Origin of the sequence: Streptomyces sp. TLI_105 (assembly GCF_900105415.1) — a bacterium.
Lineage (GTDB): Bacteria > Actinomycetota > Actinomycetes > Streptomycetales > Streptomycetaceae > Streptomyces.
Map to the genome: position 1 here is coordinate 3,912,608 of NZ_FNSM01000001.1, position 17,613 is coordinate 3,930,220.

Annotated in this window: 15 protein-coding genes and 1 tRNA gene; 6 read left to right on the plus strand and 10 right to left on the minus strand. The window is 70.0% G+C overall.

The genetic code is table 11. The annotated features are described in order from the left end of the window. Positions 1 to 16: 16 nt before the first annotated feature. On the minus strand, positions 17 to 532 hold the full coding sequence (locus BLW86_RS17885; protein WP_093874965.1) for a hypothetical protein: 516 nt from the start codon (positions 530 to 532) through the stop codon (positions 17 to 19). A gap of 112 nt (positions 533 to 644) precedes the next feature. On the opposite strand from BLW86_RS17885, the gene hrpA reads away from it, so the two are divergent. The 3 genes from hrpA to BLW86_RS17900 all read left to right on the plus strand — a co-directional run bounded on the left by hrpA (position 645) and on the right by BLW86_RS17900 (position 5,112). Continuing rightward, positions 645 to 4,613, plus strand: coding sequence for an ATP-dependent RNA helicase HrpA (gene hrpA, locus BLW86_RS17890; protein ID WP_093874966.1), 3,969 nt, complete (start codon positions 645 to 647; stop codon positions 4,611 to 4,613). 108 nt (positions 4,614 to 4,721) lie between these two features. Beyond that, positions 4,722 to 4,795, plus strand: a tRNA-Asp gene (locus BLW86_RS17895). 125 nt (positions 4,796 to 4,920) lie between these two features. Further along, positions 4,921 to 5,112, plus strand: coding sequence for a DUF6274 family protein (locus BLW86_RS17900; RefSeq protein WP_093874967.1), 192 nt, complete (start codon positions 4,921 to 4,923; stop codon positions 5,110 to 5,112). A gap of 341 nt (positions 5,113 to 5,453) precedes the next feature. Here BLW86_RS17900 and bldC read toward each other — a convergent pair whose 3' ends face one another. Beyond that, entirely contained in the window at positions 5,454 to 5,660 is a 207-nt protein-coding gene (gene bldC, locus BLW86_RS17905; protein ID WP_003949541.1) for a developmental transcriptional regulator BldC, read from the minus strand. A 583-nt stretch (positions 5,661 to 6,243) separates the two neighbouring features. Then, positions 6,244 to 7,095: a DUF8083 family protein gene (locus BLW86_RS17910; protein ID WP_093874968.1), complete on the minus strand. Its 852-nt coding sequence runs from the start codon at positions 7,093 to 7,095 to the stop codon at positions 6,244 to 6,246. A 155-nt stretch (positions 7,096 to 7,250) separates the two neighbouring features. Here BLW86_RS17910 and BLW86_RS17915 point away from each other — a divergent pair, with 155 nt between their 5' ends. Further along, on the plus strand, positions 7,251 to 8,342 hold the full coding sequence (locus BLW86_RS17915; protein ID WP_093878720.1) for a Leu/Phe/Val dehydrogenase: 1,092 nt from the start codon (positions 7,251 to 7,253) through the stop codon (positions 8,340 to 8,342). 291 nt (positions 8,343 to 8,633) lie between these two features. Then, on the plus strand, positions 8,634 to 8,888 hold the full coding sequence (locus BLW86_RS17920) for a DUF3073 domain-containing protein (RefSeq protein WP_093874969.1): 255 nt from the start codon (positions 8,634 to 8,636) through the stop codon (positions 8,886 to 8,888). Positions 8,889 to 9,035: 147 nt separating this feature from the next. Here BLW86_RS17920 and purM read toward each other — a convergent pair whose 3' ends face one another. The 4 genes from purM to BLW86_RS17940 all read right to left on the minus strand — a co-directional run bounded on the left by purM (position 9,036) and on the right by BLW86_RS17940 (position 13,528). After that, positions 9,036 to 10,103, minus strand: coding sequence for a phosphoribosylformylglycinamidine cyclo-ligase (purM, locus tag BLW86_RS17925; protein WP_093874970.1), 1,068 nt, complete (start codon positions 10,101 to 10,103; stop codon positions 9,036 to 9,038). A gap of 44 nt (positions 10,104 to 10,147) precedes the next feature. Continuing rightward, positions 10,148 to 11,674: an amidophosphoribosyltransferase gene (purF, locus tag BLW86_RS17930; protein WP_093874971.1), complete on the minus strand. Its 1,527-nt coding sequence runs from the start codon at positions 11,672 to 11,674 to the stop codon at positions 10,148 to 10,150. Positions 11,675 to 11,890: 216 nt separating this feature from the next. Next, positions 11,891 to 12,700: an META domain-containing protein gene (locus tag BLW86_RS17935; RefSeq protein ID WP_093874972.1), complete on the minus strand. Its 810-nt coding sequence runs from the start codon at positions 12,698 to 12,700 to the stop codon at positions 11,891 to 11,893. 39 nt (positions 12,701 to 12,739) lie between these two features. Next, a complete protein-coding gene (locus BLW86_RS17940; protein ID WP_093874973.1) occupies positions 12,740 to 13,528 on the minus strand; it encodes a maleylpyruvate isomerase family mycothiol-dependent enzyme in 789 nt (262 codons plus the stop codon). A gap of 260 nt (positions 13,529 to 13,788) precedes the next feature. Here BLW86_RS17940 and BLW86_RS17945 point away from each other — a divergent pair, with 260 nt between their 5' ends. After that, positions 13,789 to 14,199 (plus strand): nuclear transport factor 2 family protein, encoded by a 411-nt coding sequence (locus tag BLW86_RS17945; protein ID WP_093874974.1) that lies wholly within the window; start codon positions 13,789 to 13,791, stop codon positions 14,197 to 14,199. 84 nt (positions 14,200 to 14,283) lie between these two features. On the opposite strand, the gene purL is transcribed toward BLW86_RS17945, so the two are convergent. The 3 genes from purL to purS are packed head-to-tail and all read right to left on the minus strand — an operon-like array spanning position 14,284 to position 17,455. After that, the gene (gene purL / locus BLW86_RS17950) at positions 14,284 to 16,533 is read right to left on the minus strand and encodes a phosphoribosylformylglycinamidine synthase subunit PurL (protein WP_093874975.1); all 2,250 of its coding nucleotides are present in this window, start codon (positions 16,531 to 16,533) and stop codon (positions 14,284 to 14,286) included. Next, on the minus strand, positions 16,533 to 17,213 hold the full coding sequence (gene purQ, locus BLW86_RS17955) for a phosphoribosylformylglycinamidine synthase subunit PurQ (RefSeq protein ID WP_093874976.1): 681 nt from the start codon (positions 17,211 to 17,213) through the stop codon (positions 16,533 to 16,535). The genes purL and purQ overlap by 1 nt, the downstream gene beginning before the upstream one ends. Next, a complete protein-coding gene (gene purS, locus BLW86_RS17960; protein WP_015035032.1) occupies positions 17,210 to 17,455 on the minus strand; it encodes a phosphoribosylformylglycinamidine synthase subunit PurS in 246 nt (81 codons plus the stop codon). The genes purQ and purS overlap by 4 nt, the downstream gene beginning before the upstream one ends. Positions 17,456 to 17,613 lie beyond the last annotated feature (158 nt).

The window sequence follows — 17,613 nt, forward strand, 5'->3', positions numbered from 1 at the left end:
GAGGACGGCCGTCCGCCTACACCCTCAGGACCGAGAGCTCCACGGGGGTCGGCACGCGCGCGGGTGGCTCCCGGCCCGGCTGCGCGGCCGGGCCGGCGGCGTCCGGCCGCCGGACCGCGGGCGTCGCCCGGTCGGCGGCCAGGGTCGGCAGCAGCTCGGCGAAGCCGTGCGCGCGCGGCGGTACGACGGGGCTCGCGGCCCCCTCGCCGACGGCGTGACCCGGGTCACAGCCGGGCACGGCGGCACCGAGGACGACCGGGTCCGTGGCGACGCCCGGAGCCGCGCCGACGACCGGGGACGAGTCCGGGACCGTAGCGACGCGCGGGGCCGTACTGAAGGCCCGGGCCGAGCCCGGAACCGCGCCGACGACCGGAGTCGAGTCCGGGACCGTAGCGACGACCGAGCCCGGGCCCGAGGCCGTACCGACGACCGGAGCCGTACCGTCCGGAGCAAAGGCGCCGCAGGCCAGGAAGGAGAGCACCAGGCCCAGGAGCGCGGCGAACGCCGCCGGCGCGCGGGTGGTGCGGGACATGCGAAACCTCTCCGGTCCGGGCCAGATGCCCGGAATACTACGCATCGCCGCCCGCCCCCCTTCGTAAATGGGTTCGCCGCTTCTCGTCCGCAGGTGCGATCCTGGATCCCGTATGTCTACTTCCTTCGCCGCCCTCCAGTCCGTCCTGGCCGAGGTCTCGCTGCGGGACTCCCACCGGCTCGGCCGCCGTCTCGAAGGCGCCCGCCGCATCCGCAAGCCCGAGGCCCGCGAGGCCGTCCTGGACGAGATCGCCGCCGAGGCGGCCAAGGCCAAGGAGCGCGTCGACGGGCGCGCCGCCCGCGTGCCCGCGGTCACGTACCCCGAACAGCTTCCCGTCTCTCAGAAGAAGGACGAGATCCTGGAGGCGATACGCGACCACCAGGTCGTGATCGTCGCCGGTGAGACGGGCTCCGGAAAGACCACCCAGATCCCGAAGATCTGTCTGGAGCTGGGCCGGGGCGTCCGGGGCATGATCGGGCACACCCAGCCCCGCCGGATCGCCGCCCGCACGGTCGCCGAGCGCGTCGCCGAGGAGCTGCGGACCCCGCTGGGCGAGGCCGTCGGCTGGAAGGTCCGCTTCACCGACCAGGTGAACCCCGACGCGACCTTCGTGAAGCTGATGACGGACGGCATCCTGCTCGCCGAGATCCAGACGGACCGCGAGCTGCGCGCGTACGACACGATCATCATCGACGAGGCCCACGAGCGGTCCCTCAACATCGACTTCCTGCTCGGCTACCTGGCCCAGCTGCTGCCGAAGCGTCCCGACCTCAAGGTCGTCATCACCTCGGCGACGATCGACCCGGAGCGCTTCTCCCGCCACTTCGGCGACGCCCCGATCGTCGAGGTCAGCGGACGTACGTACCCCGTCGAGGTCCGTTATCGCCCGCTCCTCGAAGAGGACTCCGACGAGACCGACCGGGACCAGATCACCGCGATCTGCGACGCCGTCGACGAGCTGCAGAAGGAAGGGCCGGGCGACGTCCTGGTCTTCCTGTCCGGCGAGCGCGAGATCCGCGACACCGCGGACGCGCTGCTCAAGAAGAAGCTCTTCGACACCGAGATCCTCCCCCTCTACGCGCGCCTTTCGCACGCCGAGCAGCACCGGGTCTTCCAGGCGCACTCCGGCCGCCGGATCGTCCTCGCGACGAACGTCGCCGAGACCTCCCTGACCGTCCCCGGCATCAAGTACGTGATCGATCCGGGCACCGCCCGCATCTCCCGTTACTCGCACCGGACCAAGGTGCAGCGGCTGCCGATCGAGCCGGTCAGCCAGGCCAGCGCCAACCAGCGCAAGGGCCGCTGCGGCCGTACGTCGGACGGCATCTGCATCCGGCTGTACTCCGAGGACGACTTCCTCACCCGGCCGGAGTTCACGGACGCGGAGATCCTCCGTACGAACCTGGCCTCCGTCATCCTCCAGATGACCGCGGCCGGCCTCGGCGACATCGAGAAGTTCCCCTTCATCGACCCGCCGGACCACCGGAACATCCGGGACGGCGTGCAGCTCCTCCAGGAGCTCGGCGCGATCGACCCGGCCGAGAAGGACCCGAAGAAGCGGCTCACCCAGCAGGGGCGGAAGCTGTCCCAGCTGCCGGTGGACCCGCGGCTGGCCCGGATGGTCCTGGAGGCCGACAAGAACGGCTGCGTCCGCGAGGTCATGGTGATCGCGGCTGCGCTGTCCATCCAGGACCCGCGCGAGCGGCCGGCGGAGAAGCAGGCGCAGGCCGACCAGCTGCACGCCCGCTTCAAGGACGAGACGAGCGACTTCCTCGCCTTCCTCAACCTGTGGCGGTACGTCCGCGAGCAGCAGAGGGAGCGCGGTTCCAGCTCCTTCCGCCGGATGTGCAAGCAGGAGTACCTGAACTTCCTGCGCATCCGCGAGTGGCAGGACATCTACGCCCAGCTGCGGACGGTCGCCAAGCAGATGGGCATCCATCTGAACGAGGAGGACGCGCCGGAGCAGTCCGTGCACGTCTCCCTGCTGGCCGGTCTGCTCTCCCACATCGGCCTGAAGGACGTGAAGGAGAGCAAGGAGAGCCGGGACTCGAAGCGCGAGGGCACCCGGAACGAGTACCTGGGTGCGCGGAACGCCAAGTTCGCGATCTTCCCCGGCTCCGCGCTCTTCAAGAAGCCCCCGCGCTTCGTGATGTCCGCCGAGCTGGTGGAGACCTCGCGGCTCTGGGCCCGGGTCAACGCCCGGATCGAGCCCGAGTGGATCGAGCCGCTCGCGCAGCACCTGGTGAAGAAGACGTACAGCGAGCCGCACTGGGAGAAGGACCAGGCGGCCGTGATGGCCTTCGAGAAGGTGACGCTGTACGGCGTCCCGATCGTCGCCGACCGCAAGGTGAACTACGGGCGGATCGACCCGGAGGTCTCCCGCGACCTGTTCATCCGGAACGCGCTCGTCGAGGGCGACTGGCGCACGCACCACAAGTTCTTCGCGGACAACCGCAAGCTGCTCACCGAGGTCGAGGAGCTGGAGCACCGGGCCCGGCGCCGGGACATCCTCGTCGACGACGAGACGCTCTTCGACTTCTACGACAAGCGCGTCCCCGAACACGTAGTGTCCGGCGCCCACTTCGACTCCTGGTGGAAGCACAAGCGCCGCGAGGAGCCGGAGTTCCTCGACTTCGAGCGCGAGATGCTCATCAACGAGAAGGCGGGGTCGGTCACCAAGGACGACTACCCGGACTCGTGGCGGCAGGGCGCGCTGAAGTTCCGGGTGACGTACCAGTTCGAGCCGGGCGCGGACGCGGACGGCGTGACCGTCCACGTGCCGCTCCAGGTGCTCAACCAGGTCACCGACGAGGGCTTCGAGTGGCAGATCCCGGGTCTGCGCGCGGAGGTCGTCACGGAGCTGATCCGCTCCCTGCCGAAGCCGATCCGCCGCCACTACGTCCCGGCGCCGAACTTCGCGACCCGCTTCCTCGACTCCGTGGTCCCCGTCCAGGAGCCGCTGACGGGCGCGCTCGCCCGGGAGCTCCAGCGGATGGTCGGCGTGCCGGTGACGGCGGAGGACTTCGACTGGGCGAAGGTCCCCGAGCACCTCAAGGTGACCTTCCGGATCGTCGACGAGCGGCGCCGGAAGCTGGCCGAGGACAAGGACCTGGAGGCGCTGCGGCTCAAGCTGCGCCCCAAGGCCCGTCAGGCCCTCTCCAAGGCCGCCGCGGCGGCGACGGGCGGCCCGGACGGCTCCGGGCCCTCCCTGGAGCGCACGGGCCTCAAGGACTGGACGATCGGGACGCTGACGAAGGTCTTCGAGACCAAGCGGGGCGGGCAGCCGGTGAAGGCGTACCCGGCGCTGGTCGACGAGGGCGATTCCGTGGCCGTGCGGCTCTTCGACTCGGAGGCCGAGCAGGCGCAGGCGATGTGGCGGGGCACCCGGAAGCTGATCATGCTGAACATCCCGGTGAACCCGGCGAAGTTCGCCTCGGACAAGCTGACCAACCAGCAGAAGCTGGCCCTGTCGTCGAACCCGCACGGCTCGATCCAGGCGCTCTTCGACGACTGCGCCACCGCCGCCGCCGACAAGCTGATCGCGGACCACGGCGGCCCGGCCTGGGACGAGGAGTCCTTCCGGAAGCTGTACGACAAGGTCCGCGCGGACCTCGTCGACACGACGGTGCGGACGGTGGGTCAGGTCCAGCAGATCCTGGCGGCCTGGCAGGCGTGCGAGCGCCGGCTGAAGGCGACGAACAGCCTGGCCCTGATCGACAACCTGACCGACGTGCGCGCGCAGCTCGCCTGGCTGATGCCGGCCGGTTTCGTCACCCGTACGGGTCTGAAGCGGCTGCCGGACCTGATGCGCTACCTGGTGGCGGTGGACCGGCGGCTCCAGCAGATGCCGACGGGCGTCCAGCGGGACACCACCCGGATGGAGAAGGTCCGGGAGATGCAGGACGAGTACGCCTGGCTCCTGGAGCAGCTTCCGAAGGGGCGTCCGGTGCCGGCCGAGGTCACCGACATCCGCTGGATGATCGAGGAGCTGCGGGTGAGCTACTTCGCCCACGCGCTGGGGACGGCGTACCCGATCTCGGACAAGCGGATCGTGAAGGCGATCGACGCGGCGGCCCCGTAGAGACGTGTCTGCCCCGGGGAGCGGGAGCTCGCCGTCGGTGAGTTCGACCGGACCCCCTGACCTGCTGTACAGTCTGTCTCGCAGCCACTCACGAGGGGCTGCGAGCAAGGCTCTGTGGAGCAGTTGGTTAGCTCGCCACCCTGTCAAGGTGGAGGTCGCGGGTTCAAGTCCCGTCAGAGTCGCTTTTCACGAAGGCCCGCATCGTCAGATGCGGGCCTTCGTTGTGTTCCCGTGTCTTGACGGGGTCGCCCGCCCGCCGGTACCCCGGACATCAGGGAATCGGGGGCCAGACCGGAGGTGGTCGCGCATGGCCGCGGCGTCCGCAGCACGGCACGACACTCGCGCGCTGCTGCGCGCCCATCTGGCGGCCGCGTCGCGGTACGGCCACCTCACCCGCCAGTGCCCGGTCTGCCATCGCCTCCTGCGGCTCGCCATGGAGGTCCCGGAGCCCGAGGAGCCGGCGGACGCCGCCGAGGACGAAAGTCCCACCGACCCATGACCAACGGCGGGTTGGGGGCGTTCTGCGAAGTGGGAGGCTGTTCCTTGGCAAGACCTCGTCGATGTGACGGGTGTCACTGAAAGAGTTTCAGGAACCCCTGCACTTACACCCTCCCTACACCACCCGGATTTAATATGTGCAATTGCACCACCCTGGAGGGGGTGTGGCGCCGGGCACAAAAAAGATCGCGCTGGACCCGGCGGAGTCCAGCGCGATCGTTGACGGAGACCTGTTGGGGCAGGAGCCCGTCGGCAGTACTAGGGGTGGGCGACCGGATTGGGGGATCCGGAAGGGCCCGGTGTTACGGGGTGTTGCAGGGTGCTGCAGGGTTCTGCGCGACCTCAGGCCTCGCTGCGCTGCTGCGGAATGCCCGCCAGCAGGGCGCGAACCTCGGCCTCGCGGTACCGGCGGTGCCCACCCAGGGTGCGGATGGACGTGAGCTTGCCCGCCTTCGCCCAACGGGTAACCGTCTTCGGGTCCACGCGGAACATCGTGGCAACCTCGGCGGGGGTCAGCAGCGGCTCGGCATCAGGGGTGCGAGCGGTCATGAGCGGCCTCCTCGGGAGAACCGAACCTATCTCGGTTCTTTCCTCTAAATTCTGCACCTTGACCCGCCATGCCCGAAATGGCAGAAGCGGGTCGAGTCGGTTATAGGACGAACGGCTTGTCCTCGGCACTACAACTACACCATCCGTCCAGCCGCGTCGGCCAAACCGATGGAATTGCCCTCGCAGGTGTTCATCAGCGGCGGAAGTCGACTGACCATGCCATAACGGACAGTCACACCACTGTGACGATCAGTCACAGAGCGATCAGGAGTCCTCAGACCCCCCATAGAGTGCAATGCTGAGCGTTCCGCCCGAACTTGGGCGGAAGGAACCCTCCCCGGACTCCTTGTCCTATTTTGGCACGAGGGTGGGTGATGGGCGCAAGGGTGCGTTACGTGCTGTCCGTCACGCTTGAGCCAAAGGCCCGGATCAGGACCAACGTCCTCGCCCCACCGGTACGAAAGCCCCGGCCGGCCGAACGGACATCGAACCGGCCACCGAAACCGGCCACCGCCCCGAAGATCATTTACACCCGCCGGACATGTCTTGTCGATACCGACCTGACGAACTTGTCCGACTGATGTCAGTTCGCGAAACGCAGGTCCCTGACGGTCCGCCAGCGCTCCGCGAGCCGCCCGTACACCTCGCTCGCCGCCTCGCCGTCCCCGTCCCGCAGCGCGGCGATCCCCTCCGCCAGCTGGGCCGCCGACCGCTCCTCCGCCAGCCACCCGGCCGGCATCGCGTGCACCAGACCGCCGAAGTCCAGCTCCACGAGCGCCCGCGGATGGAACTCCTCCAGCCAGCGCCCCACCTCGATCAGCCCCCGCGTCATCGGACCGTCGTCGATCGACTCCCGCAGCGCCTTGAGCGCCCGCGCGAGCCGCCGCCGCGCCTGGGCCATCGTCGTCCGGTAGCGCAGCACCGGCGCCCGTCCCGCGGACCCGTCCCCCGGCTCGTACTCCCGCTCCTCGTCCCCGAAGAGCGCGAACCAGCGCAGCGGCACCTGCCAGACCCCCGTACGGATCCACGGCCGCGCGTCCGGGTTCCGGCTCAGCCAGCGCTCGTAGTCGCTCGCCACCTGGGCGCGCACCACCGGCGGCAGCATCGCGTCGAGCACCGCCGCCGGGTACGGGCCGGCCGCCAGCTCCTCCATCGCCAGCCAGCCGCGCAGCCGGGTCCGCCACGGGCAGATCACCACCACCCCGTCCAGGTGCGCGACGAAGGCCTCCCCGCTCTCGTGGACCGGCACCGGCACCGGAGGCGTCGGCAGCAGGTCCGCGAGCGAGCGCCGCAGCTCCTCCTGCGCGCCCGGTACGCGCGGCCGGCGCGCGTACCGCGCCCAGTGGGACCGCTCCGGCTCGGGGAACGCGGCCAGCGGCTCGTACACCCGCAGATAGGACGCGTAGGGAACGGGGACCGTGGGGGCGACCGACATGTCGCAAATCCTTCCACGGAGGTTCCCCCGGAGGGGGTGATCCTCAGCACTGCGGCCGATCTACGCCCAGGTAGGACTTACTCTCTTGCCGAACTGGTCCTCCCCCACCCACAGGGAGGCCCGCAACCGCCGCTTCGTACTTGGGAGTCACCACCGTGACCGATGTGACCGGCGTTCCTGGCGACGTACTGAACACTCTGTTCCACTCGGAGCAGGGTGGCCACGAGCAGGTCGTCCTCTGTCAGGACCGCGCCACCGGCCTCAAGGCCGTCATCGCCCTCCACTCCACCGCCCTGGGCCCCGCCCTCGGCGGCACCCGCTTCTACCCGTACGCCACCGAGGCCGAGGCGATCGCCGACGCGCTCAACCTGTCGCGCGGCATGTCGTACAAGAACGCCATGGCCGGACTCGACCTGGGCGGCGGCAAGGCCGTCATCATCGGCGACCCGGAGCTGATCAAGACCGAGGAGCTCCTCCTCGCCTACGGCCGCTTCGTCGCCTCCCTCGGCGGCCGCTACGTCACGGCCTGCGACGTCGGCACCTACGTCGCCGACATGGACGTCGTCGCCCGCACCAACCAGTGGACCACCGGCCGCTCCCCCGAGAACGGCGGCGCCGGCGACTCCTCCGTCCTCACCGCCTTCGGCGTCTTCCAGGGCATGCGCGCCGCCGCGCAGACCCTCTGGGGCGACCCGACCCTGCGCGGCCGCAAGGTCGGCGTCGCCGGCGTCGGCAAGGTCGGCCACTACCTGGTCGAGCACCTCCTGGAGGACGGCGCCGAGGTCGTGATCACCGATGTGCGCGAGGAGTCGGTGCGCCGGATCACCGACAAGCACCCGCAGGTCGCCGTGGTCGCCGACACGAACGCGCTGATCCGCGTCGAGGGCCTCGACGTCTACGCGCCCTGCGCGCTGGGCGGTGCCCTGAACGAGGAGACCGTGCCGTTCCTGACCGCGAGCATCGTCTGCGGCGCGGCCAACAACCAGCTCGCCCACCCGGGCATCGAGAAGGACCTGGAGGCGCGCGGGATCCTCTACGCGCCCGACTACGTGGTCAACGCCGGCGGCGTGATCCAGGTCGCCGACGAGCTGCACGGCTTCGACTTCGACCGCTGCAAGGCGAAGGCGACGAAGATCTTCGACACCACCCTGGAGATCTTCGCACGTGCGAAGGCCGACGGCATTCCGCCGGCCGCCGCGGCCGACCGGATCGCCGAGCAGCGGATGGCGGAGGCCCGCCGCGGCTGATCCGCGCGGCGCGCGGCACGGAGTGCCGGCCCGTCGCCGGGGAGACTTCGCTCACCCCTCTCGGCGGGTCGGCACTCCAGAAGAGGTTAAAATCGCGATTGACCAGCGAGGAAAGGGCACCTCGAAGGTTCTGTACCGGGGTATGTGATGCGCGCGGCGTACCGTAGACCCACGGAAACAGGTACCGTTGAAGCCCTACGGACCGGTCTCTCTGTCGAGAGTCCGTTCTGAATCATGAACGCGTGTCAAGACTCTGGGGCCGACGAGCCCCGTCACCGAGGGGGTCGAGCCATGGGGCGCGGCCGGGCAAAGGCCAAGCAGACCAAGGTCGCCCGCCAGCTGAAGTACAGCAGCGGCGGGACAGACCTGACGCGTCTGGCCAATGAGCTGGGCGCTTCGACTTCGAGTCAGCCGCCGAATGGCGAGCCGTTCGAGGACGACGACGAGGAAGACGACCCGTACGCCCAGTACGCGGATCTCTACAACACGGACGACGAGGACGAGGACGAGGAGTCCGGTCCGAGCACGTCCCCGCGTCGCGCTTGACCTTCTGAATCACCGAAACCCGGACCGGGGTCACCCGGCCGGGTTTCTGTGCTGTCCGCGTGCTGTCCGCACCGGAAGCGGGTACGCGAACGGGGCGCCCCCTCAGGAGCGCCCCGCCGTACAGCCGAGTCCTACTTCGCGACGTTTCTAATTCGAATACGTGCCGACCAGCTCCGCGCCGGTCGTGTGCGCCCCGCGCTCGGTGATCTCGCCCGCGACCCAGGCCTCGACCCCGCGGTCCTCCAGGGTCGCCAGGGCCACGTCCACGGACTCGGCCGGCACGACGGCCATCATGCCGACGCCCATGTTGAGGGTCTTCTCCAGCTCCAGGCGCTCCACCTGACCGGCCTTGCCGACCAGGTCGAAGATCGCGCCCGGCGTCCAGGTCGAGCGGTCCACCGTGGCGTGCAGCCCGTCCGGGATCACCCGCGCCAGGTTGGCGGCGAGGCCGCCGCCCGTGATGTGGCTGAAGGCGTGGACGTCCGTGGTCCGGGTGAGGGCCAGGCAGTCCAGCGAGTAGATCTTCGTGGGCTCCAGGAGCTCCTCGCCGAGCGTCCGGCCGAGCTCCTCGACCCGCTGGTCGAGCGTCATGCCGGCGCGGTCGAAGACCACGTGCCGGACGAGCGAGTACCCGTTGGAGTGAAGGCCCGAGGACGCCATGGCGATGACCGCGTCACCCGTGCGGATGCGGTCCGCGCCGAGCAGCCGGTCGTACTCCACGACACCCGTTCCCGCGCCGGCGACGTCGAAGTCGTCCGGGCCGAGGAGGCCCGGGTGCTCCGCCGTCTCGCCGCCGACCAGGGCGCAGCCGGCCAGGACACAGCCCTCGGCGATGCCCTTGACGATGGCGGCGACCCGCTCCGGGTGGACCTTGCCCACGCAGATGTAGTCGGTCATGAAGAGCGGCTCGGCGCCGCAGACGACGATGTCGTCCATGACCATCGCGACCAGGTCGTGGCCGATCGTGTCGTACACGCCCATCTGGCGGGCGATGTCGACCTTCGTGCCGACACCGTCGGTCGCCGAGGCGAGCAGCGGACGCTCGTAGCGCTTGAGGGCGGAGGCGTCGAAGAGGCCGGCGAAACCGCCGAGGCCACCGAGGACCTCGGGGCGCTGCGTCTTCTTCACCCACTCCTTCATGAGCTCGACAGCGCGGTCGCCCGCTTCGATGTCGACGCCCGCACTCGCGTAGCTGGCACCGGTGGTCTGAGACATGGGTTCAGAACTTTCGTGTCGTACTGCGGGTGTGCAGCGGGGTCTTACGGGCGACGGAGGGCGTCGGAGGCCGCGGTGGCGGCCGGCCCGGCGGCCAGCTCGGTCTCCAGGAGCTGCTTGCCGAGCAGCTCGGGGTCCGGCAGCTCCATCGGGTACTCGCCGTCGAAGCAGGCACGGCAGAGGTTCGGCTTCTGGATCGTGGTCGCCTCGATCATCCCCTCCAGGGAGATGTACGAGAGCGAGTCCGCGCCCAGCGACTTGCCGATCTCCTCGACCGACATCCCGTTGGCGATCAGCTCCGCGCGGGTCGCGAAGTCGATGCCGAAGAAGCAGGGCCACTTGACCGGCGGCGAGGAGATCCGGATGTGGACCTCGGCCGCACCGGCCTCGCGGAGCATCCGGACCAGGGCGCGCTGGGTGTTGCCGCGGACGATCGAGTCGTCGACGACCACGAGCTTCTTCCCCTTGATGACTTCCTTGAGGGGGTTCAGCTTCAGCCGGATGCCCAGCTGGCGGATGGTCTGGGAGGGCTGGATGAAGGTGCGCCCGACGTAGGCGTTCTTCACCAGGCCGGCGCCGAAGGGAATGCCCGAGGCCTCGGCGTAGCCGATGGCGGCCGGGGTGCCGGACTCCGGCGTCGCTATCACCAGGTCGGCCTCGACCGGCGCCTCCTTCGCGAGGCGGCGGCCCATCTCCACGCGGGAGAGGTACACGTTCCGCCCGGCGATGTCGGTGTCGGGACGGGCCAGGTACACGTACTCGAAGACACAGCCCTTGGGCTTCGCTTCCGCGAATCGCGAGGTACGGATGCCGTTCTCGTCGATCGCGACCAGCTCGCCCGGCTCGACCTCGCGGACGAAGGTCGCGCCGCAGATGTCGAGGGCGGCGGACTCGGAGGCGACCACCCAGCCGCGCTCCAGCCGGCCGAGGACCAGCGGGCGGATGCCCTGCGGGTCACGGGCCGCGTAGAGCGTGTGCTCGTTCATGAAGACGAGGGAGAAGGCGCCCCGGACGTCGGGGAGGACCTTCGCGGCCGCCTGCTCGATGGTGAGCGGCGTGCCGTCCTCGGCCACCTGGCCCGCGAGGAGCGCGGTGACCAGGTCGGTGTCGTTGGTGGCGGCGACCTGGGTCGCGCGGCCTTCCTTCTTGGGCAGGTCGGCGACCATCTCGGCGAGCTGCGCCGTGTTCACCAGGTTGCCGTTGTGGCCGAGCGCGATCGAGCCGTGGGCGGTAGCCCGGAACGTCGGCTGCGCGTTCTCCCACACGGAGGCCCCGGTGGTCGAGTAGCGGGCGTGACCGACCGCGATATGACCCTGGAGGGAACCGAGAGAAGTCTCGTCGAAGACCTGGGAGACGAGTCCCATGTCCTTGAAGACGAGGATCTGGGAGCCATTGCTGACCGCGATTCCCGCGGATTCCTGGCCCCGATGCTGGAGGGCGTAGAGCCCGAAGTACGTGAGCTTTGCGACCTCTTCACCCGGAGCCCAGACACCGAAGACGCCGCAAGCGTCCTGGGGGCCTTTCTCGCCGGGAAGCAGATCGTGATTGAGTCGACCGTCTCCGCGTGGCACGTTTCCGAGTGTAGACGGGCTCGACCACTGGTCCGAATTGAGGAAATCCGGCGTCATCCATACTCGTGCGATCGCACCAAATGATCGATTGGGGCTTGGAGGGCCCTACGAAGCAGGCGCCGTAAGGGATTCCGGCCCCCGGGCTCCGGCGAGCGGACGCTCGTACCAGGCCCGGGGTGGTCCAGCGATGTGACGGACGCCGCAGTCGGCGTCCGCTCAGCGGGCGGTCGCGGTCGCCGTGAAGCCCTCGCCGGAGGCGTCGGTGAGGGTCAGCGTTCGGTGGTTCAGCCGATAGGTCAGCGGGCCGTCGAGGAGCTCGTACAGCCGCGTCTCCAGGGTCATCTGCGGAGGCGTGCAGATCATCCGGGTCGTCGCCGCCGGGCCCTCGACGGTGAGGGTCCTGGCCTTCTCGTCGACGCGGACGGCCGCGGAGAAATTGTTGCAGCCCAGGTTTCCGGTGGCCCGGCCGTCGGCGCCGAGGACGATCCGCGCCTTGGTCCCGCTGCCGGCGGGCAGGGAGGACGCCGTGCCGCCCGAGACCAGCCCGTCGACCTTCCAGGTGGTGCCCCGCAGCGGGACCTCCTCCTCGGCCGTCAGCTCCACGCTGTTGCGCCCGTCGGCGGAGGCGAGCCGCAGGCCGTCGCCCTTCGTCGTCCCCTTCAGCGCGCCCGAGAAGACCTTGAGGAACTCCGTCTCGAAGCGCCCCCGGTCGCCGGAGCAGGCCATGCCGGTCACCTCGGTCGGGCCGACGGTGAGGGTGTCGCCCCGGACCTGGACACGGGCGCCGAAGGTGTTGCAGCCGCCGTTCCCCCCGGCGTCGCCGTCCTTCTCGAAGTCGACGTGCGCGCCGCCGGGCGCGACGGACCTGACGCCGTCGACCGTGACGGCGTCGACCGTCCAGTGCGTGCCGGCGACCGGCAGGTCGGGCTCTCCCGCGCCCGCGCCGCTCCCCGCCCCTCCTTCCGTACCGCAGGCGGTGAGCAGAAGGAGGGGGACCAGGACGACGAGTGCGCGTGGCTTCGACATGCCGATGGGACGGACCGGCCCGCCGTACGGTTCCGGGGTCTAGCCCATGAGGGGCAGGAGGTCGTTCAGATCCGCCCGCTCGCCGCTCGCGCCGACATGGGCCGCGTCCCGTTCCACCGCCCACTCCGTACGGCCCGTCGCGAGCCTGATCCAGGTCAGCGGGTCCGTCTCCACCACGTTCGGCGGGGTGCCCCGGGTGTGCCGGGGGCCCTCCACGCACTGCACCACCGCGTACGGCGGGATCCGCACCTCGACCGCCCCGCCCGGCGCCTTCGCCGCGAGCGCGTCGGCGAGCAGCCGGGTGCAGGCGGCGAGCGCCTGACGGTCGTACGGGACGTCGGCGCCGGTCGCCGCGTTCAGGTCGTCGGTGTGGACGACGAGTTCGACGGTGCGGGTCACGAGGAAGTCTCCGAGCCGCATCGCTCCGAAGCGGGTCGGGACGAGCCGCTCGTCGGAGGCGGCCGCGATCGCCTCCTCGTACCGCGCGAGGGTCTCCGCGTACAGCGCCGACAGGTCGCCCGTGTCGATCGCCCGGGTGTCCTCGTCGATGCTCCCCGCCTCCGTCGCCGTGGCCGACGGCCAGTCCACCAGGGCGAGTTCCCGCCGCTCCGGCTCGGGCTCGGCGAGCTTCCGGGACAGGGAGGCGAGCACCATCGTCAGGTGCGCCGCCAGGTCCCGTACCGTCCACTCCCCCAGCCGGGTCGGCCCGTCCAGCTGCTCGGGCGTGAGCGCGGTCACCGCCTCCCGGACGTGCCCGAACTGGGCGAGCACGGCGGCGCGGGTCTTGGCGGTGTCGTAACTGCGGGCACGCTTCTTGGCGGGTGGCATGGCCTGAGGGTAGGGGGTGCCTCGTCGATCAGGCCGGATCGGGGAGCGGCGTCCGGTGCCTGGGACCTCCCGGGCCCGCCGGGGCCGAGCGGACGGATCGCGAGGCGGAGGAGGGAGTCGTGGCGGAGCCGTGCCGGCCGACGACGACGCGGCGAGGCGCGGTGCCGGGCGCCGCGAGCCCGGCCTGATCGACAAGGCACCCCCCAGCCCCGAGACTGGAAGGAACGGAGCCAAACGCAGCGAAAGCAGGCGACGGGACCATGACCCACCACGAACACCCCCACGCCGCACTGGTGCGCCGGGGCTACGAAGCTTTCAGCAACGGTGACATGGAGACGCTGGGCTCCATGATGACCAGCGACTGCACCCACCACGTGCCCGGCGAGAGCCAGATATCCGGGCACTACAAAGGGCGGGACAACGTCCTCGGCGGCTACTACCGGATGCTCGGCGAGCTGAGCGGCGACACCATGCGCGTCGAGCTCAAGGGCGTCTACGTGGACGGCCGCGGCCACGCCATCGCCACGCACCGGTTCTTCGCCGAGCGCGGCGACCGTGGCATCGAGATGGACGGCGGCCTCTTCTTCACCCTCGTCGGCGACAAGATCTCCGACATCGACGAGTGCGTCGCCGACATCACGGAGACGGACTCCTTCTGGGGCACCGGCTGACCGCCTGCCGGGCACCGACCGACAGCACGGAGCCCCCGCCCTTCCCGGGCGGGGGCTCCGTTCCGTACGGGATCGATCCGCGGATCAGGCCAGCAGGCCCGGGATCGTCGCCTCGTGCGCCTCGCGCAGCTCCGTCAGGGAGAGCGTGAACTCGCCCTGGACGTCCACCGCGTCGCCGTCGACGACACCGATCCGGGTCGCCGGCAGACCCCGCGCACCGCACATGTCGGTGAAGCGGAGCTCCTCGCTGCGCGGGACGGCGACGACCGCACGGCCGGCCGACTCGCTGAAGAGGAACGTGAACGCGTCCAGGCCCTCCGGGACTACCAGGCGCGCGCCGTTCCCGCCGCGCAGGCAGGACTCGACGACCGCCTGCACGAGACCGCCGTCGGACAGGTCGTGCGCCGCGTCGATCATGCCGTCGCGCGAGGCCGAGATCAGGATCTCGCCGAGCAGCTTCTCCCGGTCGAGGTCCACGGCCGGCGGCATGCCGCCGAGGTGCTGGTGGACCACCTCGGACCAGGCCGAACCGCCGAACTCCTCCTTGGTGTCGCCGAGCAGGTAGAGGAGCTGGCCCTCTTCCGCGAAGGCGATCGGGGTGCGGCGGTTGACGTCGTCGATCACACCGAGGACGGCCACGACGGGCGTCGGGTGGATGGCGACCTCACCGGTCTGGTTGTACAGCGACACGTTGCCGCCGGTGACCGGGGTGCCCAGCTGCAGGCAGCCGTCCGCGAGACCACGGGTGGCCTCGGCGAACTGCCACATCACGGCCGGGTCCTCGGGCGAACCGAAGTTCAGGCAGTCCGAGATCGCCAGCGGCTTGGCGCCGGAGGCGGCGACGTTGCGGTACGCCTCCGCCAGCGCGAGCTGCGCGCCCGTGTACGGGTCGAGCTTGGCGTACCGGCCGTTGCCGTCGGTCGCCATGGCCACGCCGAGGTTGGTCTCCTCGTCGATGCGGACCATGCCCGCGTCCTCGGGCTGCGCCAGGACCGTGTTGCCCTGCACGAACCGGTCGTACTGGTCCGTGATCCAGGACTTGGAGGCCTGGTTCGGCGAGGAGACGAGCTTGAGGACCTGGTCCTTCAGCTCGGCGCCGTCCTGCGGCCGGGGCAGCTTGCCGGCGTCGTCGGCCTGGAGCGCGTCCTGCCAGTCCGGGCGCGCGAACGGCCGGTGGTAGGTCGGGCCCTCGTGGGCGACGGAGCGCGGCGGCACGTCGACGATCTGCTCACCGTGCCAGAAGATCTCCAGGCGCTCGCCCTCGGTCACCTCACCGATGACGGTGGCGATGACGTCCCACTTCTCGCAGATCTCCAGGAAGCGCTCGACGTGCTCGGGCTCGACGATCGCGCACATGCGCTCCTGCGACTCGCTCATGAGGATCTCCTCGGGCGAGAGCGTCGCGTCGCGCAGGTGCACCAGGTCGAGGTCGACCCGCATGCCGCCGGAACCGGCGGAGGCCAGCTCGGAGGTGGCGCAGGAGAGCCCGGCGCCGCCGAGGTCCTGGATGCCCGCGACCAGCTTCTCCTTGAAGATCTCCAGGGTGCACTCGATGAGGAGCTTCTCCTGGAACGGGTCGCCGACCTGGACGGCGGGGCGCTTGGTCGGCTTGGTGTCGTCGAAGGTCTCGGACGCGAGGACCGAGACGCCGCCGATGCCGTCGCCACCCGTGCGGGCGCCGTACAGGATGACCTTGTTGCCGGGTCCCGAGGCCTTGGCGAGGTGGATGTCCTCGTGCTTCATCACGCCGATGCAGCCGGCGTTGACCAGCGGGTTGCCCTGGTAGCAGGAGTCGAAGACGACCTCGCCGCCGATGTTCGGCAGGCCCAGGCAGTTGCCGTAGCCGCCGATGCCGGCGACGACACCGGGCAGCACGCGCTTGGTGTCGGGGTGGTCGGCCGCGCCGAAGCGCAGCGGGTCGACGACCGCGACCGGGCGGGCGCCCATGGCGAGGATGTCGCGGACGATGCCGCCGACGCCGGTGGCCGCGCCCTGGTAGGGCTCGATGTACGAGGGGTGGTTGTGCGACTCGACCTTGAAGGTGACCGCGTACCCCTGGCCGACGTCGACGACGCCCGCGTTCTCGCCGATGCCGACGAGCATGGCGTCGTTCTCGGGGGTCTTCTCGCCGAACTGCTTCAGGTGGACCTTGCTGCTCTTGTAGGAGCAGTGCTCGGACCACATGACGGAGTACATGGCGAGCTCGGCGCCGGTGGGACGGCGGCCGAGGATCTCGCGGATGCGCGCGTACTCGTCCTCCTTGAGGCCGAGCTCCTTCCAGGGCTGCTCGCTGTCCGGCGTCTCGCTCGCGTGCTTGACGGTGTCGAGGCTCATCAGGCGTTGACCAGCTTCTTGAGGATCGAGGTGAAGAAACCGAGGCCGTCCGTCTTGCCGGTGCCGACCAGCGGCTCGACGGCGTGCTCCGGGTGCGGCATGAGGCCGACCACGTTGCCCGCGGCGTTGGTGATGCCCGCGATGTCACGCAGCGAGCCGTTGGGGTTCACGTCCAGGTAGCGGAAGGCGACCCGCCCCTCGGCCTCCAGCTCGTCGAGCGTGCGCTCGTCGGCGACGTAACGGCCGTCCATGTTCTTGAGCGGGACCTCGATCTCCTGGCCCCGGGTGTAGTCCGAGGTCCAGGCGGTCTCCGCGTTCTCCACCCGGAGCTTCTGGTCGCGGCAGATGAAGTGGAGGTGGTTGTTGCGCAGCATCGCGCCCGGCAGCAGATGGGCCTCGGTGAGGATCTGGAAGCCGTTGCAGATGCCGAGGACGGGCATGCCCGCCTTCGCCTGCTCGATGATCGTCTCCATCACCGGCGAGAAGCGGGAGATGGCTCCGGCCCGCAGGTAGTCGCCGTAGGAGAAGCCGCCGGCCAGGACCACGGCGTCGACCTGCTTGAGGTCCTTGTCGCGGTGCCAGAGCGATACGGGCTCGGCGCCCGCGAGGCGGGCGGCACGCAGCGCGTCCTGGTCGTCGAGCGTTCCGGGGAACGTGACGACGCCGATGCGTGCGGTCACGACTCCACCTTCACGACGAAGTCTTCGATCACGGTGTTGGCAAGGAAGGTTTCGGCCATCTCATGGATGCGGGCGAGGGCGGCGTCGTCGACCGGTCCCTCCACCTCCAGCTCGAAGCGCTTCCCCTGACGGACGTCGGCGATTCCGGCGAATCCCAGGCGGGGCAGTGCACGCTGCACCGCCTGCCCCTGAGGGTCGAGGATCTCCGGCTTGAGCATGACGTCGACTACGACGCGTGCCACTGGCACTCCCGGTGGTGTGTTGCGTGGGCGGTTCCCTCAGCGTACCTGCCTCCAAATTCTACGCGGGTAGAGATCTGAAGGATCCTACAAAAGCCCGGTTCGGAGCGGCGTGCGTCACACGAACAGCACCTGAACCCCGGGCACACGCTCCGCACAAA